The organism is Micromonospora sp. NBC_00821, assembly GCF_036347035.1.
Taxonomy (GTDB): domain Bacteria; phylum Actinomycetota; class Actinomycetes; order Mycobacteriales; family Micromonosporaceae; genus Micromonospora; species Micromonospora hortensis.
In genome coordinates this window covers 93,259-113,347 of the sequence record NZ_CP108880.1, presented here as the reverse complement: position 1 = coordinate 113,347, position 20,089 = coordinate 93,259, and the positions used below count along the sequence as shown (strand labels likewise).

General features: G+C 70.6%; 21 protein-coding genes. 4 read left to right on the top strand and 17 right to left on the bottom strand.

All coding sequences use genetic code 11. From position 1 onward, the window contains the following. Window positions 1-137 precede the first annotated feature (137 nt). From OHB44_RS00540 to OHB44_RS00530, 3 genes are all read right to left on the bottom strand, one after another. Window positions 138-527, bottom strand: coding sequence for an ACT domain-containing protein (locus tag OHB44_RS00540; protein WP_238687574.1), 390 nt, complete (start codon window positions 525-527; stop codon window positions 138-140). A 75-nt stretch (window positions 528-602) separates the two neighbouring features. Continuing rightward, on the bottom strand, window positions 603-1,061 hold the full coding sequence (locus tag OHB44_RS00535; RefSeq protein ID WP_112583869.1) for a hypothetical protein: 459 nt from the start codon (window positions 1,059-1,061) through the stop codon (window positions 603-605). Window positions 1,062-1,229: 168 nt separating this feature from the next. Next, window positions 1,230-1,967, bottom strand: a complete 738-nt coding sequence (locus tag OHB44_RS00530) for a hypothetical protein (protein ID WP_112583868.1) — start codon at window positions 1,965-1,967, stop codon at window positions 1,230-1,232. A gap of 163 nt (window positions 1,968-2,130) precedes the next feature. Here OHB44_RS00530 and OHB44_RS00525 point away from each other — a divergent pair, with 163 nt between their 5' ends. Then, on the top strand, window positions 2,131-3,348 hold the full coding sequence (locus tag OHB44_RS00525; RefSeq protein ID WP_330439338.1) for an arginine deiminase: 1,218 nt from the start codon (window positions 2,131-2,133) through the stop codon (window positions 3,346-3,348). Window positions 3,349-3,441: 93 nt separating this feature from the next. On the opposite strand, the gene OHB44_RS00520 is transcribed toward OHB44_RS00525, so the two are convergent. The 12 genes from OHB44_RS00520 to OHB44_RS00465 all read right to left on the bottom strand — a co-directional run bounded on the left by OHB44_RS00520 (window position 3,442) and on the right by OHB44_RS00465 (window position 15,352). Beyond that, the gene (locus OHB44_RS00520) at window positions 3,442-4,329 is read right to left on the bottom strand and encodes a DUF5926 family protein (RefSeq protein WP_330439337.1); all 888 of its coding nucleotides are present in this window, start codon (window positions 4,327-4,329) and stop codon (window positions 3,442-3,444) included. Between the two features lie 59 nt (window positions 4,330-4,388). Next, window positions 4,389-4,808 (bottom strand): ATP-binding protein, encoded by a 420-nt coding sequence (locus tag OHB44_RS00515; RefSeq protein WP_238687571.1) that lies wholly within the window; start codon window positions 4,806-4,808, stop codon window positions 4,389-4,391. A 61-nt stretch (window positions 4,809-4,869) separates the two neighbouring features. After that, window positions 4,870-6,324: a PAS domain-containing sensor histidine kinase gene (locus OHB44_RS00510; protein WP_238687570.1), complete on the bottom strand. Its 1,455-nt coding sequence runs from the start codon at window positions 6,322-6,324 to the stop codon at window positions 4,870-4,872. A gap of 54 nt (window positions 6,325-6,378) precedes the next feature. Beyond that, window positions 6,379-7,167: a glycerophosphodiester phosphodiesterase gene (locus tag OHB44_RS00505; RefSeq protein WP_238687569.1), complete on the bottom strand. Its 789-nt coding sequence runs from the start codon at window positions 7,165-7,167 to the stop codon at window positions 6,379-6,381. 10 nt (window positions 7,168-7,177) lie between these two features. Continuing rightward, window positions 7,178-7,513 carry a rhodanese-like domain-containing protein gene (locus OHB44_RS00500; protein WP_266304137.1) on the bottom strand — a complete coding sequence of 112 codons (336 nt, stop codon included), beginning with the start codon at window positions 7,511-7,513 and terminating at the stop codon, window positions 7,178-7,180. Window positions 7,514-7,571: 58 nt separating this feature from the next. Then, complete coding sequence (locus OHB44_RS00495) at window positions 7,572-8,489, bottom strand: LCP family protein (RefSeq protein ID WP_266304138.1); 918 nt, start codon at window positions 8,487-8,489, stop codon at window positions 7,572-7,574. A 220-nt stretch (window positions 8,490-8,709) separates the two neighbouring features. Continuing rightward, a complete protein-coding gene (locus tag OHB44_RS00490; RefSeq protein ID WP_238687697.1) occupies window positions 8,710-9,741 on the bottom strand; it encodes an LCP family protein in 1,032 nt (343 codons plus the stop codon). A gap of 399 nt (window positions 9,742-10,140) precedes the next feature. Next, window positions 10,141-11,367 carry an LCP family protein gene (locus tag OHB44_RS00485; protein WP_330439332.1) on the bottom strand — a complete coding sequence of 409 codons (1,227 nt, stop codon included), beginning with the start codon at window positions 11,365-11,367 and terminating at the stop codon, window positions 10,141-10,143. Between the two features lie 76 nt (window positions 11,368-11,443). Beyond that, window positions 11,444-12,421: an NAD-dependent epimerase/dehydratase family protein gene (locus OHB44_RS00480; RefSeq protein ID WP_238687566.1), complete on the bottom strand. Its 978-nt coding sequence runs from the start codon at window positions 12,419-12,421 to the stop codon at window positions 11,444-11,446. Between the two features lie 89 nt (window positions 12,422-12,510). Further along, window positions 12,511-14,202, bottom strand: coding sequence for a solute symporter family protein (locus OHB44_RS00475; protein ID WP_238687565.1), 1,692 nt, complete (start codon window positions 14,200-14,202; stop codon window positions 12,511-12,513). Further along, entirely contained in the window at window positions 14,180-14,545 is a 366-nt protein-coding gene (locus tag OHB44_RS00470; RefSeq protein ID WP_088950720.1) for a DUF485 domain-containing protein, read from the bottom strand. Before OHB44_RS00470 ends, OHB44_RS00475 begins: the two co-directional genes overlap by 23 nt. A 174-nt stretch (window positions 14,546-14,719) precedes the next feature. Further along, on the bottom strand, window positions 14,720-15,352 hold the full coding sequence (locus OHB44_RS00465; RefSeq protein ID WP_238687564.1) for a flavin reductase family protein: 633 nt from the start codon (window positions 15,350-15,352) through the stop codon (window positions 14,720-14,722). 472 nt (window positions 15,353-15,824) lie between these two features. Here OHB44_RS00465 and OHB44_RS00460 point away from each other — a divergent pair, with 472 nt between their 5' ends. After that, window positions 15,825-16,031: a DUF397 domain-containing protein gene (locus OHB44_RS00460; RefSeq protein ID WP_238687957.1), complete on the top strand. Its 207-nt coding sequence runs from the start codon at window positions 15,825-15,827 to the stop codon at window positions 16,029-16,031. On the opposite strand, the gene OHB44_RS00455 is transcribed toward OHB44_RS00460, so the two are convergent. Together OHB44_RS00455 and OHB44_RS00450 are read right to left on the bottom strand one after the other, a co-directional pair. Further along, entirely contained in the window at window positions 16,028-17,731 is a 1,704-nt protein-coding gene (locus OHB44_RS00455; protein ID WP_442932645.1) for an ABC transporter permease, read from the bottom strand. The two genes, OHB44_RS00460 and OHB44_RS00455, sit on opposite strands and share 4 nt — an antisense overlap. Beyond that, window positions 17,716-18,480 (bottom strand): ABC transporter ATP-binding protein, encoded by a 765-nt coding sequence (locus OHB44_RS00450; RefSeq protein WP_151497138.1) that lies wholly within the window; start codon window positions 18,478-18,480, stop codon window positions 17,716-17,718. The genes OHB44_RS00455 and OHB44_RS00450 overlap by 16 nt, the downstream gene beginning before the upstream one ends. A gap of 255 nt (window positions 18,481-18,735) precedes the next feature. Here OHB44_RS00450 and OHB44_RS00445 point away from each other — a divergent pair, with 255 nt between their 5' ends. Together OHB44_RS00445 and OHB44_RS00440 are read left to right on the top strand one after the other, a co-directional pair. Beyond that, on the top strand, window positions 18,736-19,236 hold the full coding sequence (locus tag OHB44_RS00445; RefSeq protein WP_238687562.1) for a SigE family RNA polymerase sigma factor: 501 nt from the start codon (window positions 18,736-18,738) through the stop codon (window positions 19,234-19,236). Next, the gene (locus OHB44_RS00440) at window positions 19,229-20,086 is read left to right on the top strand and encodes a hypothetical protein (RefSeq protein ID WP_330439331.1); all 858 of its coding nucleotides are present in this window, start codon (window positions 19,229-19,231) and stop codon (window positions 20,084-20,086) included. Before OHB44_RS00445 ends, OHB44_RS00440 begins: the two co-directional genes overlap by 8 nt. Window positions 20,087-20,089 lie beyond the last annotated feature (3 nt).

Here is a 20,089-nt window from a genome sequence, read left to right as displayed (position 1 = left end):
TGGATCGTCGACCGCGGTGAGGGGGACGCGGGCGGGGGTGGGGTGAACGGCACGGGCCGATCCTCGGGACATCGGAGAATTCGTCGCGGCCGGGGTGGCCGAGCCCATCGTAGGGTGAGCGGCCGGTCGGGTGAAGGTCAGCCGGTGACGCGATGCCCGGCGCGTTGGAGCGCGGCCGTGCCCTCGGTCAGCCGGACGGTCGGCACCAGCAGATAGTCGGTGTCGAACGTGGAGAACGTGACGGCACTGACCCGTGCCTCGGCGAGCGGGTCGACCAGCGCGGCCAGGCTGCCGGTGCCGGCCAGCGCCGCCGGGGCGGTGACCCGTAGGCAGCGCCAGGTCGTCTCCACCACGGCCTGCGCCGGCGCACGCTCGGTCGGGCAGATCACGGAGATCCCGTCGGAGGTCCAGCTCACCGTCACCACGTCCGCGCCGCGCAACCCGCTCGACAGCGCGTACGGCACTGTGGTGCCGGCGGCCAGCCGGCACACAGCGTATTCCCCCGGCAGTAGAGCGATATCGAGCATGAGGGCACCCTACGGCCTTCGTGTGGACCCACCCGGGCAACGCCGCGTGCGGCGAAGGACACACTGCGCCGCTGGTCAGACCTCGGAGAAGAAGGTGAGTGAGCCGGCGACGGTGCCGTCGGTGAGCACCGGGGTGGAGATCGCGTCAACTGTCGCGTCGGAGCTGTTCGCCGAGGCGGCCTGCACCCTGAGTAGCCCACGGGCGAGTCGGCCGGAGGAGAGCGCAAGCAGGGGCGGAATCTTGTCGATCTCGGCTTCGGTCAGCTCGCCCCGGTTGGCGGTGAAGTCGAGCAGGCGCAGCCCGCCATCGAGCAACGGTCGCCCGATCAGCCCGGCCGGCTCACCGAGACAGAGCAGCTCGCAACCGGCCGTGGAGATCGCCACCACCCGGGTGTCGGCGTCGATCAGCAGGCACGGCTCGTCGGCCCGGGAGACTGTCGACGACCATTGGCCGACGTTGTCGGACTCCGGCTCTGTCGAGGCCCGCGCCGCCGGCACGAACGCTTCCGAGAGCGAAAGTTCGACGTGGGCCACCGCGCCTCCTATGTGCACCGATCGACTGTCCACGCTAGCGGGTCGCCGACGGAATCACCGAGCGCACCGGGTCACCGGGCGCGCAGCGTGAACCGAGGCGACCGGTGACGGCGCGGAGACCGGTGAGGTGAACGGGGGGACCGGAGCCGCGTGGCGTCGCCGGTGACGTTACCGGCGGTGGGCCGGCTTGTCAGCGGCCGTTCGGCCCTCGTCGTACCACCGGTAGTCGGCGGTTGGACGGTATGTGCCGTTCAGCCAGGTGCCCGGGTGCTGTGCGACCCGGGAAAGCTTCTCGGCGGTGGCGGGGCTGATCCGGCTGCCGCCGGCCACGAGCAGCCGGTCCAGTTCCCGGTGGGTGGCCATCAGACAGTCCTTCGGAAGGCCGTAGACGCTGATCACGCCCGAACCGACGAAGGTCAGCACCGGCGTCACCGGAACGGGCAGCCCCACAGCCTCGGAGAGCGCCTTGCTGGCCCGCTTGGCGTCACGGCGGGACTCGGCCACGTACGGAGGCCGCTTGCCGTTGATCTGCACCACGTCTCCGGCGACGAGCACCCTGGCTCGGCCGTGGTCGGCGATGGTCACGGCAAACAGGCCACTCGGCCCGATGGCGAGGAACCCGGCTCGTTCGTCCTGACCGCGGTCGAGGACGTCTGTCACGTCGGTGCGCGGCCACTCGATCACGTGCCAGGCAGGCCCGAGGTGGTCGAGCTGGCCCAACGCCCGTGCCCCGGCCGCCTCCAGGCGGCGTGCACCCCGCTCGGCCCGACGGCGGCGGGCCCATTCGAGCGGTGTCGGACGGACCGGTTCGAGAACCCCCGGCGCCTCGACGCGGGGGTGTGGCACCGCGACGGGCGGCAGTGCCCGAGCGGACGGTACGGCTCGTCGTGCGGGAAAGACAGTCATCGCGACCTCCGGCAAAAGGTCCCTCGAAGTTATGTCCTCACTACCCTACGTCGCCACTACCGGTGTTCTGCAAGCCGGAGCGCCGGAGTGACTGTGGATGAATGCCATATTCATCCACAGTTCTTTTCTCGGATGCCGCTAAACCCTGCCCTACGCTGCGGGAGTGACCCACTACGTCGACAGTGAAGTCGGGCGGCTCGGCACCGTACTGCTGCACCGGCCCGGCCCCGAACTGGCCCGGCTCACCCCGCGCAACAACGACTCGCTCCTGTTCGACGCGATCCCCTGGGTGGGGCGCGCCCAGGAGGAGCACGACGCGTTCGCCGCCGCCCTGCGCGAGCGCGGCGTCGAGGTGCTCTACCTGGCCACCCTGCTGGCCGAGACGCTAGCCGTCGCTGACGCCCGGGCCGAACTCACCGAGCAGGTGCTGCGCTCCCGGCGGCTCGGTGACACGCTGCGCGCCCGCGTCGCCGACCACCTCTCCTACCTGGACCCGGCCGCGCTGGCCGACGTGCTCACCGCCGGGCTGGCCCACGAGGAGTTGCGGATCAGCTCCGAGCGACCGGGTGGGCTGGTCTACACGCTGATGGACCGACACGACTTCGTCATCGACCCGTTGCCCAACCTGCTCTTCACCCGCGACTCGTCGCTGTGGATCGGCGACCGGGTCGGTGTCACCAGCCTGGCCATGCCGGCCCGCCGCCGCGAGACCACCCTGACCGACGCCATCTACCGCCACCACCCCCGGTTCGTCGGCACCGAATTCGTCTACCGTCCCAGCCTCGAGCACCTGGAGGGCGGGGACGTGCTGCTGCTCGCGCCCGGGGTGCTGGCGGTCGGGGTGGGCGAGCGGACGACCCCGGCCGGCGCGGAACGCCTCGGTCGGCAGGTCTTCGCCGCCGGCCTGGCCCACACCATCCTTGTGGTGCCGATCGCCCAGAAGCGCGCCACCATGCACCTGGACACGGTGTGCACGATGGTCGACGTGGACGCCGTCCTGATGTACCCCAACATCGCGAGCACGCTGTCGGCGTACACGGTGATCGCCGGCGGGGACGGCGAGGACCCGCGGGTGGACGGGCCGGCGCCGTTCCTGCGGGCCGCCGCCGACGCGATGGACCTCGACCTGCTCCGGGTCATCGACACCGGGCTGGATCCGGTCACCGCGGAACGCGAGCAGTGGGACGACGGCAACAACACCCTCGCGCTGGCCCCCCGGCTCTGCGTCGGCTACGAGCGCAACACGGAGACCAACGCCCAACTGGAGCGGGCCGGCATCGAGGTGATCCCGATCGCCGGCTCCGAGTTGGGCTCCGGTCGGGGCGGACCGCGCTGCATGTCCTGCCCCATCACCCGCGCCCCGCTACCCGTCGCCGGCTGAGCACGACCGGCCCGTCACCCCGCTGAGCGGGACGACCTCGGCTGAGCGAGACGCCGCCTGAGCGCGCCCAGGGCTGAGCGAGACCGCCCCGGCTCAGCGCAGGGTGAGCTGGCGGCCGAGCAGCCCCTGACGGGCCCGGCGGCCGGCGGCGTCGAGTGGGTCGGTGACGGTGAGCGCCTCGGCGTACCGCTTGGCGAACTGCGCCACCGGCTCCTCCCACTCGGCGGCCGGGGTCTCCTCCGGCAGGTCCCAGACCGGCACGAGTCGACCGTGCGCGCGGAACATGCCGGCGAACTTGGTCTGCTCGCCGAGCGTCAACGTGCCGGCCGCGCCGAGTCGGGCCAGCGCGTCCAGGGCGGCGTCCTCGTCGTCCGGCAGCACCCAGCGCACGTGGGCCTTCTCCGGGACCTGACACCAGTAGGCGGCCTTGGCCGCGGTCAGCCGGACCGTCGGGTAGATGGCCGCGTTGGCCCGCTCCAGCGACGCCTGGACGGTCGGATCGTCGGCGGCTCCGGGGTCGAGCCAGAAGTCGAAACCGTCGTGCATGGTGATGTCCAGCGGACCGTCCACGAGGATGTCCTGCAGCCGGGGCCCGGGGCCGGGCAGTGGCGGCACTGTCACCTGGCCACCCGGCTCGGCACGCAGCGCGCTGAGCAGCGCGTCGGCCAGGTCCCGCGACACGTCACCGGACTGTTGGTGGCGCTGAAGACCGATGAGCACGCGGCCGTCCGGCTTGGTGATCGCCGGGGCGGCCATGGGCAGCACCGTGGCGAGCGTCGCCGCCCGGTCGCCGAATTCCTCGACCAGGGCGGGCGCGAGGCGCAGCGGGGCGGAGGCGGCGGGCACCAACTCGCGCAGCGCGATCCACTCGGACTCGTCGACCAGCCCGTCGAACGGACGCGGCACGAAGACGTCTCGCACCTTGTCGCGACGGGGGGTGGTGTCGGCGGCGGCGCGCTGGCTCTTTCGACGCTTACTCACGGCGTCACAGCCTAGAGCCCCGAGCGGCTCGCCGTGACCGGGACCCGCCCGAGCCGTCCTCAGCTCGCCGACACCAGGTCGGGTCGAGATGTCGGCGTCGGGTCGAACTCCGCCCAGACGCGCTGGCCCATGCCGTCCTGCTCGACGCCCCAACGGGTGGCCAGGCCGGCAACGATGTGCAGCCCGCGCCCGTCCGCCGCGTCCGGGTTGGCCGTCCGCAGCCGTGGCCCGGTGCTCGCGCTGCCGCCGTCGGTGACCCGCAGCTGGATCAGTGCGCCCTCGGCCGAGGGCCGCAGCTGCCAGGCAACCCGGATCACGCCGCCGGGCAGCGGTCTGGCGTGCCGCACCGCGTTGCCCACCAGTTCCGCGAGCACCGCGATCAGGTCCGCGAGGAGCGTCGGGGGTACGACGTCGGTCAGTTCGGCGGCGAGCCGGTGTCGGGCCAGCCGTGCCCCGCCCGGGTGGTGGGGAACCACCACGCACCACGCTCGATCCCTCGTTGCCGCTGCCACCGTCGCCTCCACGTCGCGCCACCCCTGGTCAACCGCGTGGTAGCCGCACCTCTGCGACCGTACCGCCGCCGGTCCTCGGACGTAGGGATACCCATCCATTCTGCTGTTCAACGATCCGGCGGACGAGATAGAGGCCGAGCCCGGCCCCCGGGTAGCCGCGACGGTCGCCGGACTCGCCCTGCCAGAACCGGTCGAACGCCCGTTCCACGTGCTCGGGTCGGATGCCGATGCCCTGGTCGCTGACCCGGAACGCCACCAGATGGCCGTCGCCCGAGGCGGTGATCTCGATGGGAGAACCAGGCGCCGAGTATTTACCGGCGTTGGTCGTCAACTCGGTCAGCACGGTGGCCAGGCTGGGCCGGTGACCGAGCGCCTTGGGCAGATCGCTCGGGAGGCGGAGCACCAGCCGGCGGCGCAGCTCCGCCGGCAGGTCGACGACGGCGGAGCGCAGCGCCTCGCCGAGGTCGAACGGGGTGGGAGGGTCGTCGCCCGGCCCCACCTCGGCCGCCGAGCTGAGCAGACGGTCGACCAGCCGGGCCAGCTCGTTGGCACGTTGCCCGATCACCCGGGCCGCCTGCCGTCGGTCGACGTCGGTCAGCGACTCCCAGTGGTCGGTGAGGGTGTCCGCGTACCCCTTGATGACGGTGACCGGGGTGCGCAGCTCGTGGCTGGTCACCGCGACGAAAAGCTCGCGGTCGTGGTCGCGGCGCTGCTGGTCGGTGATGTCGCGGAAGGTGACCACCCGTAACGTTCCCGGGCCGGGCAGGTCGCCGGAGGTGATCCGCAGCCAGCGGCCGTCCGGCATCCGGTGGTCCCGAACCTGCCCGGAGGGCGGCAGCGGGAACGGCAGCGGGCGGCTCAGCGCCTGCTCGACCGTCCGGCCGGTGACCTGGGCGGCGGCCGGGTTCCAGAGCCGGACGTGCCCGTCGCGGTCGACGACTGCCAGCCCGTCGGCGAGTGCCGCCACCACCGGGCCGTCGCCGTGCACCGGCAGGCCACTCTGGTCGCCGTACATGTGCCCGACGCAGGAGGCGAGGTAGGCGATCACCCCCTGCTGCTCGGCGCCCGGCTCGTCGTCACCCGGGTAGAGCGCGTGCAGGCTGCCGACGGTGTGACCGCCGATCTCGGCCCGGGAGACGACCATCCAGCGCAGGCCGCTGCCGGCCAGTTCGCCGGCCAACTTGCCGTTGAGGTCACTCACCCGCGCCTCGCGTACCCGTGGCCCGGAGAGCAGGCAGACGGTGTCCGGGTCGTCGGCCGCCAGTGGTCGGCCGAGGGCCCACTCCGCCGCGCCGGTCGCGGCGATGACGCGACCGCCGGTAGGACCGAACTCGACGAATGCCATCCCGGTCGCGCCGAGCGCCGGCTGGGCCACCCGGAGCAGTTGGGTGAGGACGGGCAGGCCCGCGTCCCCAGAGTTGATCATCTCGATCACGACGGTGTGGCCGGCGAGGAGAGCGGGGAAATCGATACGCTCCGGCATGTGCCGAGTCTGCCCCGCCGACCCGGTTTTGGGCACCCCCGCCCGGTCGATGGGTCAGCGGTCCAGCCGGGCGAGGGCGTACGCGGGCCGGTCGGTGATGATCCCGTCCACCCCGGCGGCCAGCACCAGCTCCAGGTCGGTCGGCTCGTTGACCGTCCAGACGTACACCTGGTTGCCGGCAGCGCGCAGTGCGGGCAGCAACTGCGGGCGGGCCCGGACCAGGCCGACGCCCGGCCCGGCGATCCGGGTGCCGAACGGCAGCCGACCCAACCGCAGCCAGCGCGGCAGCACCTCCAGCAACAGCACGGTGGGCAGCGTCGGTGCCAGCTCGCGCACCCGACGGACCGCCAGCGGGGAGAACGACATGACGGTGACCTGCACCCTGTCGTCCGGCGCGGGGTCGGCCAGCCCGTACCGGCGCAGCAGGTTGACCAGTCGCCGTTCCACGTTCGAGCCGTAGCGGGACGGGTGCTTCGTCTCCACCAGCAGTCGGACCGGTCGCCCGGCGGCGAGCACCGCGTCCAGGAGCCGGGCCAGGGTCAGCAGCCGGGTGTGTGACTCGTCCGGTGGCAGGTCGCCGTCCGGGGCGCTGCCCGGGTGCCACGAGCCGAAGTCCAGGGCGTCCAGTTCGGCGAGGGTACGCGCGCTGACCAGACCGCGACCGTTGCTGGTGCGGTCGAGTCGTCGGTCGTGCACGCAGACCAGGTGCCCGTCCCGGGTCAGCCGGACGTCGCACTCCAGGCCGTCGGCACCCTCGTCGAGGGCGCGCAGGTACGCGGCGAGGGTGTGCTCGGGTAGGTCGAACGAGGCGCCGCGGTGCGCGAAGACCAGTGGCCCGCCCATTGCGCCGGCCTCAGATGACCCGGCCGGGCTGCCCGTTCGCGTCGACCACCGGTCGGCCGACCGCAGCCCACTGACGCATCCCGCCGTCGGCGTTGCGCACCTGCTCCCAACCGTTGTTGATCAGGTAGGCGACGACCTGGGCGGAACGCCCGCCGGAACGGCAGACGACAGCCACCTCCCGGTCGGTGGGCACCTCGGCCAGCCGGGCCGGCAACTCCATCATTGGCAGGTGGTGGGCGGTGGGCGCGTGGCCGGCCGCCCACTCGTCGTCCTCCCGCACATCCAGCAGGTAGGTCTCGTCGGCGATCTCGGTCACGGGCACGGTGGGAACCTGGGGTCCGAACACAGGAAGCAACACTAGATCCTCATGGCCCGGTTCGGCACCGACCGGGCCGTCGGCACCGTCACAACCGGGTCACCCAGCGAGGGTTGGCCTGCGCCCAGGCCGGCACCCGGGTACCGCGGAGCGCCTCGAAGAGCCCGTTGCCGCCGTTGTCCAGCACCACGTACGAGACCTCGTCGATGGTCTGCGGCGAGGAGGGCACCTGGACGCCGCGCATCGCGTCGGGCGGCAGCGCGCGCAGCGCGAGGAGCAGGTCCTCCAGGGGTACGCCGTTGGTGTCGACGGTCAACGAGCCGCCGACCGCCCGGAGCACCTGGTCGAGTTTGACGGGGTTGCTCCGCAGGTCCGCCCTGCCGGCGCTGTCCAACATCGCCCGGAGCAGCTGCTGCTGGTGGTGCTGCCGGTCGTAGTCGCCGCCGGGCAGGTCGTAGCGCTGTCGGACGTAGTCAAGCGCCTGCGCGCCGTCCATCTGGTGGCAGCCGGTGGGGAAGACCCGGTTGGTGTGGATCGAGCGGACCTCGGTGTCCACGCACATCTCCACCCCGCCGAGCAGGTCGATGACCTTCCGGAAGCCGGAGAAGTCGATCAGCGCGGCGCCGTCGAACCGGATGCCGGTGAGCCGGTGCAGGGTGGCGGAGAGCAGCTGGGCGCCGGCCTGCCCGCCGCCGCCGTGCTCGTACGCGGCATTGATCTTGTCTTGACCGCCGCCGAAGCCGTTCGCGGGCGGGATGGCGACCAGCAGGTCCCGGGGAATGGAGACCAGGTACGCCTCCCGTTGCCCGGCGGGGACGTGCACGATGAGGATGGAGTCCGAGCGTTGGTCGGGGCCGCTGCCGCCCGGACGCCGGTCGGAGCCGACCAGGAGGTAGTTGAGCGGCCCGTCCAGGTCGGTGCGCTCGGTGCGGGCGTCGGCGTCGAGCAGTTGCTCCTTGGTCACCGTGCGGTCGTAGCGGTGGCTGAGCGTCTTGAGCCCGGCCACGGCGAGCCCCGCCAGCAGGACGAGAGCCAGGCCGATGCCGAGCAGGATCCGCGGCCAACGGGCGCGAGGCGACCGGTCGGACGGGGCCGCTCCGACCCGGTCCGCTGCGTTCCGTCCCCACCTGGACGTGACCGCCTCCCCGCAGCCGATACGTGAAACCTGCTCACGTCAGGCTACGGGCGGTGAGGGGGCCGTCGCTGGCTTTCCGCGACTCCCGGCCTCACTTGCGGCTGGAGATCACCTCGGGGTGGGTGAAGACGAACTCGGCGAGTTTGTCCTGCTTGACGGCCTGGAACATCGCCATCGTCTCTTCGCTCAAGCCCTCGGTGTTGTTGTTGTTGGCGTGGAAGGTGCCGTTGTTGGTCTTGAGCATGGTCAGCTCGTTGCCGGTGACCCCGCGCATGGTGAAGATGAAGTCCTCGATCGGCACGCCGCCGGTGTCCAGCACGAACGCCTTGCCCGCCGCCTTGATCAGGTTGTTCATCTTGGCCGGGTTGGACAACATCCCGCCCTCGGTGGCCTTCTTCGCCATCGCCTTGATCAGCTGCTGCTGGTTGGCCTGCCGGTCGTAGTCGCCGTTCTTGAGGGACTTGCGCTGCCGGGAGTAGTCGAGCGCGGCCCAACCCTCCATCTCCTGGCAGCCCTTCTTGTGCACCACAGGGGTCCGCTGCTTGCCGGTCTTCTTGGCGTCCGCGTTCCACATCGGCTTGCCGTCGACGTACGACATGTGCAGCGACTTGACCTCCTGGCTGACACAGATCCGCACAGTGCCCAGGGTGTCGATGACGTTCTTGAAGCCGCCGAAGTTGATGATCGCCGCGCCGTCGAAGCTGATCCCGGTGAGCCGCTTGATCGTCTGGGCCATCAGCTGGGCGCCACCCTCCCAGCCGCCACCATTTGCGGCACCGGCCTGGAACGCGGCGTTGATCTTTCCGGAGCCGCCGCCGTAGCCGTTCTTCTTGAACGCGGGGATCTGCGCCTCGGTGTCCCGGGGGATCGAGATCAGGTACGCCTGGTCGTGCGTGGCCGGAATGTGCAGGATGATGATGCTGTCCGAGCGGACGTCGTCGGCGGCCCAGCGCTCCCGCGCGTCCACGCCGAGCAGCAGCATGTCGATCGGGCCGTCCAGGCTCGCACCGCCCTCGGCGTCGGACTTGCCGGCATCACCCAGCAGATTGCCCTTCGCGATGCCGCCGGTCGCCTGCCCGATCAACGCCTTGCTGCCGACGATGGCCACCCCGCTGCTCAGCATCAGCACGGCACCGAAGACAACTGTCAGCCTGGCCCAGAGTGGGTCCTTGCGCTTGGTCCGCTTCTTCGACCCACCGCCACCCGGGCGGTCGCCGCCACCGCCGCCACCGCCGCTGCCGGGCGGACGCGAGCCCGGCCCGCCCCCCGAGGGGCGTGCCTGCGCGGGTATGGCCGCAGCGACTCGACCGCTGGGGGCGGCGGACCCGGAGGAAGAAGGGCGACGACTGGCCTGAACCGGCATGCGTGCTCCAGCTCGTGATCAGGAGGGGGCGGCACCACTGTACGTACATCAAATCGACTTGGCGAGTTCATCCCGGGTCAATCTGGACGTCGACTTTCGCAGACTCGGTCGATCGTCGTTTCTCGATGACCCGAACGGCTGGTGCCAGCCGGGCCGCGGTCAGCCGCCGTCGTTGCTCTTCGGCGGGTTCGCCTTGACCCAGTCGGCCATCGTGTCCGCGGACATGGCCTTGTACATCGCGAGTGCCTTCTCCCGGTCCGACACCACCACCGACTCGCCGTTGATGGTGTCGCTGCCCGAGTTCGGGCTGGTCACAAAGGTGAGGTTCTGGCCGCGCAGGTTACGGAACTGCAGCGCCATGTCTGTAACCGAGAAAGTCTGGTCGACGGTTACGGCTGCGGTCACCGACTTGAGGAAATCATTGAGCTTCTTCGGGTTCGCCAGCGTGCCGGTGCTGGCCGCCTTGTCCATCAGTGCCCGAAGGAACTCCTGCTGGTGCCGCATCCGGGCGAAGTCCCCGTCCGGGAACTGCTTGCGCTGCCGGATCCAGTCCAGCGCCTCCGCGCCGTCCATGTGGTTGGTGCCCTTGGTGAAGGTCCGGTACGGCTTGTGGATCGAGGTGATGGTGCGCTCCACCTTCAGGTCCACCCCACCGAGAGCGTCGGTGACCTCCTTGAAACCGCCGAAGTCGATCGCCATCACGTGGTCGATCCGCACGTCGGTGAAGCACTCCACGGTGCGTACCGCCAGCGGAAGCCCACCGAACGCGAACGCTGCGTTGATCTTCGCGCGCGAACCGGAGCCGCAGTCCGCGCCGGCGCTCTGCGGGATCGGCACGTACAGGTCCCGGGGGATGGAGACCAGGTAGGCCTCCTGGTGGTCGGCCGGGATGTGCATGACGATGATCGTGTCGGCGCGCCACTGACTCTTGCTGTCGACAGGCGCGTCCGGGTCCCGTGAGTCGCTGCCCACCAGCAGGATGTTCAGCGCGCCATCGACGGTCTTGGCGGGCCGGCCACCGGTGATCTCCGCGAACGGGTCGGTGCGAGCCAGGTCACTGTTGAGGTTGCGCGCGTACAACCAGGCGCCGACGCTGCCGAGCAGCGCCAACACCAGCACCGCGGCCCCGGCCACCAGGGCGATCCGACCCCAGCGCGGTCGCGGGCCGCGCCGCCCCGATCCGCCGGTGCCACCCGGGCCGCCGGGCCCGGTGGGCCCCGCCGGGCCGCCGGAGGGAGGCTGCTCCTCGTCGTACGACGGGTAGAAGCGCGCCTCGGTCGGACGGGCACGCCCGGAGGCGCCCCGATCGGGGCCGGGCACCGACGCGCGCCCGGCGCTGCGGTGCAGGTACGGATGCGGGACGCCGGCTGACGAGGTCGCGGACATGTAACTCAGGGTACGTAGCGGGAGCCACTGCCGCCTTCAGGCGACACTCAGCGGCAGGCGGTACGCGAAGATCTGGTTACCCTAGCCGCGACCGGAAGTACTCGATCGTGCGTCGCAGGCCATCTTCGGGCGCTACCGACGGCTCGTATCCGAGCAGTTCACGAGCGAGCGTGAGATCCGGTCGGCGCATCTCCGGGTCATCCGAGCTGCGGGTGACATAGGTCACCTTCGAGGTGCTGTCGGAGAGCGACACGATCAACTCGGCGAGTTGCCGCATGGTCAGCTCGTGCTCGGTGCCGCAGTTGACCGGGCCGGTCTCGGTCGAGTCGAGCAGCAGCAGGATGCCGCGCACCAGATCCTCGACGAAGCAGATGGACCGGGTCTGGTTGCCAGTGCCGTGCACGGTGATCGGCTCGCCGCGCAGCGCCTGGGAGATGAAGGTGGGGATGGCGCGGCCGTCGTCCGGGCGCATCCGCGGGCCGTACGTGTTGAAGATCCGGACGATCGCCGCGTCGAGCCCGCGGTAGCGGTGGTACGCCATCGTGGCGGCCTCGGAGAAGCGTTTGGCCTCGTCGTAGACGCTGCGGACCCCGATCGGGTTGACGTTGCCCCAGTACGTTTCCCGCTGCGGGTGCTCCTTCGGGTCTCCGTACGCCTCGGAGGTGGACGCCATCAGGAACCGGGCGCCGTCGGCGGCCGCGCGCTCCAGCAGGTGCAGGGTGCCGACCGAGCCGACCCGGAGGATCTCCACAGGCAACTGGGCGAAGTCGGTGGGGCTGGCCGGCGAGGCCATGTGCAGGATCGCGTCGAACCGCTCGGCCAGCGCCGGGTGGTGGGTCGGCAGACCGTCGGAGATGTCCGCTTCGACGAGGGTGAAGGTCGGTCGGTCCAGCAGGTGGGCGACGTTCTCCTTGGAGCCGGTCACGAAGTTGTCCAGCGCCACCACAGTGCAGCCTCGGGCGATCAGCGAGTCCACCAGGTGCGACGGAACGAAGCCAGCTCCGCCGGTGACGAGGACGCGGTGACCGGACCCAAAGCGCTCAGCAACCTTCATGCGGCTCAGCCTACCGACCGCCCAATTAGCGGAAGGGGTCCCCTGTTGACGTCGTACGTCAACCGGGGACCCCTCGACAGGTGCCGCGATCAGTGGGCGCCAGAGCCGGTGAGGGCGCGCACCTCCAGCTCCGCGTACTTCTCCTCGTCGTGCTCCTTGGAGATGACGGTGCCGATCCATCCGCAGAGGAAACCGAACGGGATGGAGAGGATGCCCGGGTTGGACAGCGGGAACCACTGCCAGTCGTGGTCCGGGAACATCGAGGTCGCCGCACCGGAGACCACCGGCGAGAAGAACACCAGCAGCACGGCCGAGATCAGCCCGCCGTAGATCGCCCACACCGCGCCGGAGGTGTTGAACCGCCGCCAGAAGAGGCTGTAGAGGATCGCCGGCAGGTTGCCCGAGGCGGCGACCGCGAAGGCCAGCGCCACCAGGAACGCCACGTTGAGATTCTGCGCGTAGATCGACAGGGCGATCGACACCGCGCCGATCCCCAGGGCGGAGATCCGGGCGACCCGCACTTCCTGCCGCTCCGACGCCTCACCCTTCTTCAGCACGTTCGCGTAGAAGTCGTGCGCCAGGCTGGACGACGAGGCCAACGTCAACCCGGCGACCACCGCGAGGATGGTGGCGAAGGCGACCGCCGCGATGATCGCCAGCAGAGCTGCCCCGCCCAGTTCACCGCCGAAGAAGTCGATGCCGAGCGCCTCGGCCAACTGCGGCGCGGCGGTGTTGCCGGCCTTGTCCTGCGCCGTGATCGCCTGGCTGCCGACCAGCGCCGCCGCACCGAAGCCGAGGGCCAGGGTGAGCAGGTAGAAGGTGCCGATGATGCCGATCGCCCAGAGCACGCTCTTACGGGCCGCCTTCGCGGTCGGCACCGTGTAGAAGCGGATCAGGATGTGCGGCAGACCGGCGGTGCCGAGCACCAGGGCGATGCCCAGGGACAGCAGGTCGACCTTGTTGTAGAACGTCTGCGTCGAGTTGCCGGCGACCTCGACGCCGTACCGGAGCCCGGGTTCGAGGAACGCGCTGCCCTTGCCGGACGCGGCGGCCGCCTGGCCGAGCAGCTCCGACAGGTTGAAGTTGAACTTCGCCAGCACCAGGATGGTCATCAACAGCGCGCCGCCCATGAGCAGGAACGCCTTGACGATCTGCACGTAGGTGGTGCCCTTCATGCCACCCACGGTCACGTAGATGATCATCAGCGTGCCGACCATGATGATGGTGGCCACCTTGGCGGTGTCCGCGTCCATGCCGAGGAAGGTCGTCCCCGGCCGGATGCCGAGCAGCAGCGCGACCAGCGCGCCCGCGCCAACCATCTGGGCGAGCAAGTAGAAGATCGACACCGTGATGGTGGAGACCGCCGCCGCCGTACGCACCGGACGCTGACGCATCCGGAAGGCCAGCACGTCCGCCATCGTGTACCGGCCCGAGTTCCGCAGCAGCTCCGCGACCAGCAGCAGGGCCACCAGCCAGGCGACCAGGAAGCCGATCGAGTAGAGGAAGCCGTCGTAGCCGTACAGCGCGATGATGCCGGCGATGCCGAGGAACGAGGCGGCCGACATGTAGTCGCCGCCGATCGCCATGCCGTTCTGGAAGCCGGAGAAGGACCGGCCGCCCGCGTAGAAGTCCGTCGCCGTCTTGGTCTGCCGGCTGGCCCAGATGGTGATGCCCAGGGTCACCGCCACGAAGACCAGGAAGAGCGTGATGGTCAGGTTGCGGGCGGTGTGATCGCCCGCCTCAGCCGCGAGGAACGTCTCAACCGCGTGAACCGTCTTCACGGGTCACCTCCCCGATCTCGGCGCGGATCCGGTCCGCGATGGGGTCGATCTTCCGGTCCGCGTACCGGGAGTAGAGCCAGGCGATCAGGAACGTGGAGACGAACTGGAGCAGGCCGAAGACCAGTGCGACGTTGATGTTGCTGCCGAACAGCTTCGTGCCCATGAAGTCCCGGGCGTACGCGGAGAGAATGACGTAGAGCGCATACCACAGGAAGAACGCGACGGTCATCGGGAAGACGAAGCCGCGCAGCGCACGCCGCAGCCCGGCGAACTCGTCCGACCGTTGTACGGCCAGGTACTTGTCCGACTGGGAAGCGGCCGGAGCGGGTGTGTCCGTGGACATCTGTGGATCACCACCTTCACAGGCGTCAGAGGAGTTTCGCGCACCGTAAAGAGCGCACTCCCCGCCAGGGAAGGCTGAGATCGACGCCGGTCGGCGAGTGCGCCGAGCGGTTGACTGGCTGCGCCAAGTGACTCAGGTCACTGCGGTGATCGGTCACCCTGGCGGGGCGTCCGTTCAGCTCGGCAGCTCGTGGTAGCGACCTCGGTAGTGCAGGAGCGGAGTGGCCTCGTCGGCCAGGTCGACCGCCTCGATCGTGGCCTCGACCAGCAGGCCCCAGCCGTACTCCCGGGCGGTGTCCAGCCGGCACCCGGCCCAGCCGCCGGCATCCGTCGGAACCGGCCCGTACGGCGTCTCGTTCCATCCGCCGGTGGCGAAGAGCCCGCCCGGGGCGGGGAAGAGGCCGGCGAACCGGTCGGCGAGTTGCCGGTGCGGCGGGCCGAGCGGCGTGACAGCGAACCGCCCCGACTCCTCGACGGCCGCCCAGAGGTCGGACTCCGGGTCGATCAGCCCGAGCAGCCGGTCCGGTTCCCCCTCGGCCACCAGGGTGGACGAGACGGTCAGCCCGGCCGGGCCGGGTGCCGTCCAGAGGGTCACCGGTGCGGCGAGGCGACCACGCAGCCGGCGTACCGGCGACCGTTGCCCGGTCGGCACCGCGAACGGATCGGTGTGGTGGATCTCGGCACCCGGCTCATGATTCACGTGAAACATTGTGCCGCCCCGACCCCTCGCCCAACCAAGGAAGCGCTCGTGCAGATCGGCGGGTCGTCCGCCGAGCCGGGCGAGCTGATCACCGGCCTCCGCCATCATCGTGGCCAGGTAGACCAGCAGCCCGGCTCACCAGCCGGGCCCGGCCTTCGCGATCGGCCGACCCCGTACGGTGGTCGAAGGGTCTCTCCGGTTTGAGCGATATACCTCTGAGGCATAAATATGACTCAGAGGTATATCGCTTGTGGTGGCGTGGCGCTCCCGGCCGGCGCAGCTCACCAGCGGCCACCGTTCGCGCGCCAGGTTTGCGCCGGGGTCAGCCAACCGGCCCGGCCTGGTCGCGGCAGGGCCACCGTCGGCCCGTTCGCCCACGCGGGTAATTGATTCGGCGGGCCTACCGACCGCTCCGATCCGTTCGCGCCCGGCACGGCCGCTGGTGCCGCAACTTACTACACAGCGCAGTCACGTATTTACCGGAGAGGTAAGGATGAACGTCGAGATGTGGGTGCGGGCGTTGAAGGCCGCCCGAGCCGGTGCCGAGGTGTCCCAGGAGGCTCTGGCCACGCTGACGGCCATGACCGTTCCTCAACCCCACTGGCGGACGTCGACCAGGTCCGGCGACACGGGTGGTGCCTGTGTCGAGGTGGCGGACAATCTGCCCGGCGTCGTTCTGGTCCGGGACAGCAAGGATCGCTCCGGCCCGACCCTCAGCTTCGCGCCAGCCGCTTGGCGTGGCTTCATCGCCGACGCCGCCCAGGACCCCAGCCGACGCGCTGACTAGCGGCGCGGGGTGACTGTGGCCAGCAGCTCCGGCTGGCGCCGGTCCAGGACGTCGCCGGCCAGGTACGCGCCCAGCAGCGCCGCGCCCAGCCCGTACGCGGCGCCGACCGGCAGGGCCAGCCAGAGCCACGCGTCACCGAGCAGCGCGGCGGCCACCACCATCGGCACCGCGGCGACCACCGAGGCGAGCATGGCCAGCAGGGTGAGCAGGCCCTTCGCCAGGCCCGCACCGCTGTTCATGGCGAACGGGTTGCTCGTCTCCGGCAGTGAGTACGCCCCGAGCACCGAGATCAGGCTGTTCACCGCCAGCCCGGCGCCGTAGGTGGCGACCAGGCCGCCGATGGTGAGCCCGATCCACTCCGGTCGACTGAGCAGAAACGACAACACCACAGCGACGACGCCCAACATGGGCAGCACGTACAGCGAGAAAGCCGTCATCCGGGCCCGCAACTCGACCCGGCCGGGCACCCCGGCGACCACGTTCGCCGCGTACGCGCTGCCGTCGAAGCCGAACTGGTTGGCCAGGGTGACAGCGGCGAGCACGCCCACGAGGAGCATGGAGATGGTGACCACCACCGGTGAGCTGTCGCTGGCAGCCGCCGTGAACCCGGCGCCGTCCTCGAACGCGAAGTCCCCGCCCGTAACGTTGATCAACACCGGTACGAAGATGCCGACCACAGCGATCGTGATCAGGTTGGCCCGGCGGCGCGCGTCCCGCCACCAGTAGCGGGCCTCCCGAGCGACCAGGGCACCGAACCGGTCCCGGCCGGCCCAGGTGGCGACCCGGGGAAACAGTTGGGCGACCGCGCCGCCGGTGACCCCACGCCGCACCGGGGCCTTACCGGCGCTCGCCGCACCCACCATCGCCGACTCGATCGACCGGGACCACCAGGCCAGCAGGGCACCGAGCGCCACCACGGTGATCAGCAACTTGACCGGTGCCGCCCACACCCGCCCCTGGGCCACGTCGATGCCGACGGTCCACGGAGCTCCCAAGGGCGTCCAACCGATCACGGTCGCCACGCCGGTCAACCGGGTCCAGTCCGCCTCGCGCAGCGCGGCGAGGCCGAAGACCTGCAACGGGCCGAGCAGCGCGGCCGTCACCGCCAGCAGCACGGCCGCCAGGTCGCGGACCCGTCGGGACCGCAACATCGTGGCGAAGGCGCTGGTCACCGCCCGGCTGGCCGCCACACACAGCAGCAACCCGGCGAGCACACCCACGACGGCGACCAACCCCGCTGACCAGCCGCCCAACGACCAGGAGGTCAGCACCAGCCCGGACGACGCGATGAGCACCGCCAGCACCGGCACGCTGATGAGGGCCGCCACGAACAGGCCGGTCACCAACGTGCGCCGGGGAAGCGGCAGCAGCGCGAACCGGGCCGGGTCCAGTGTCTCGTCCACGCCGAAGAAGACGAGCGGGAGAAGGAGCCAACCCAGCACCAGCAGCCCGCCACCGGCCGCCGCGATCAGCACCGCGTACCGGCCGTCGTCGGTCAGGCCCGGCGCGGCGAAGAGGAAGAACCCGGCGGCGGCGAACCAGAGCCCGAGCAACGCGCCGCCGACGAACAGGGCGATCCGCCAACCCTGGCCCCGAAAGTTGTTGCCCATCACCCGCAGCTTGAGCCGCACGAAGTGGCGAGCGGAGACAGCGCGTACGGGTGCGGCGGGGGTGGCGTCCGCGCTCACTGGGAGAGCCACGACAGCTCCTCGCCGGTCGCGGTGCGCCCGCCGACCACCTCGACGAAGACCTGCTCCAACGAGCGACCGCCGCGGACCTCGTCGATGGTCCCGACCCGCTTGATGGTGCCGCCGGCCAGGATCGCCACGTGCGAGCAGAGCCGCTCGACGACCTCCATGACGTGGCTGGAGAAGACCACGGTGCCGCCGCCGGCCGCGTACCGGGTGAGGATGTCCCGGATCAGCGCCGCGGAGACCGGGTCGACCGCCTCGAACGGCTCGTCCAACACCAACACCCGGGGGCCGTGCAGCAGCGCGCAGGCCAGGCCGATCTTCTTCTTCATGCCCGCCGAGTAGTCCACCACCAGCGTTCGACCGGCGTCACCGAGCGCCAGCACGTCCAGCAGCTCGGCAGCCCGTTGGTCGACCACCGTCGGGTCCATCCCCCGCAACAACCCGTTGTACGCCAGCAGCTCCGCGCCGGTCAGCCGGTCGAACAACCGGACCCCGTCGGGCATCACACCGAGCAGCCGCTTGGCGGTGACCGGGTCCTGCCAGACGTCGTGCCCGAGCACCCAGGCCGAGCCGGCGTCCGGTCGCAACAGCCCGACCGCCATCGACAGGGTGGTCGTCTTGCCGGCGCCGTTCGGGCCGAGCAGGCCGTAGAAGGAGCCGGCGGGGACGTCCAGGTCGACGCCGGCCACCGCGATCGTGCCGTCGAACCGCTTGGCCAGGCCACGCAGTGCGAGCGCGGGGTGCTCAACAGTCATGCGCCGACGTTATCCGTCGATCGCCAGTTCCGCCGTCCGGCGACGGGCGGACCCGCGATCATCCCCGAGGCGGACGAAGGTTCCGGGCAACAGACCCGCCGATCTTGCGGTCTCTGTTGTCGACATGGGGGATATGCGTCCTCTGTCGCGACAGAAAGTGCAAGATCGCGGAGCAGGTCGATCCAGCGCGGCCAGCTGTGCAACCGGACACCGCGCTCGCGGGTGACAGGGGCAGGAGCGAAACGGGGAGAGACATTGGACAGAGATGACGGCTTCGAGGAGTTCTATCGAGCCAGCAGGCACCGGGTCGTCACAGTGCTGTACGCGCTCGGTGGCGACCTCCACGAGGCGCAGGACGCCGCACAGGAGGCGTACGTGCGGGCCTGGCAGCGCTGGCGGCGCATCAGCGAGTACGACGATCCGGAGGCGTGGGTGCACCACGTGGGACACCGCCTGCTTCAGAACCGTTGGCGGAAGATCCGGAACGGGATCACCGCCCATCGGCGGAATGGTCCGGTGAACGCTGTCGGACCACCGTCGGAGAACACCGTCGCGCTGGTCTCCGCGTTACGCCAGTTGCCGACTGACCAACGCGAGGCGATCGTCCTGCACCACCTCGCGGATCTCTCGGTCGCGGACATCGCGACCCGGACTGCTGTTCCGGTCGGCACGGTCAAGGCCCGACTCGCCCGAGGGCGTAAGGCCCTCGCACCTCTGCTCGGCACCACCCTCCCCGAGGAGGTCAGCAATGCCTGATCAGCCCTTCGTTGACCTGTTCCGGGACACCGAGCACCTGAGCTGGCCCCCGACCGCACAGGTGCGGGAGCGCGGCCGGCGGCGGACCCGTCAGACGAGGATCGCGGCGGCGCTCGCCGCAGTGGTGGCGGTGGCCCTGGTGGCCACCGGCGCGGTGGCGCTGGCCGGTGGCCGGGAGGGCGCGCCGACGCCGGTGCTGCCGGCGACCGGATCACCCACGCCGACACCCACCCCGACACCCACGCCGTCGGCCACCTCGGCCGCACCTCGGTCGTCGACGACCAGCACCACTCCCGCCGCACCGCCATCGAGCCCGTCACGTACGCCGTCGGCCGGTTCCACCAACCCGGCGATTCCGGCCGCAGCCATGCTGCGGCTCTCGGATCTGCCCGCCGGCTTCACGATGGCAGAGGACGACATCGACGGCGATTGGAGCCTGGAGTCAGTGTCGATCTACTGTCGCGAAGCGCCGACGGGAACGTCCAACGGCAGGCTCGCCCAGCGAACCGTGTCGTTCGACTCGCCGACCGACAGGATGATTCAACGCGTCGTCCGTTTCTCGATTCGCGATGCCGCCCGTGAGATGGACGCGGTCCGGGCACTTTTCACCGACTGCGAACCCAGGGGGGCGACCAGTTCGATGTCGGTCCTGGCCGATGGGCTGGGGGCCGGTGACGAGTCTCTGCTGGTGGGCTCGGACATCGAGGGCGTGCGGAGCCGCTGGCTCGTCGTACGGCAGGGTGACCTTGTGGCACAGGTGGCGTTGGACATGGACACCACCCCGAAGGAGGCGCTGCGGTACGCCCGCCCGGTGGCGCAGCGGCTCTGCGCCGGCACTGACACCTGCTGAGGG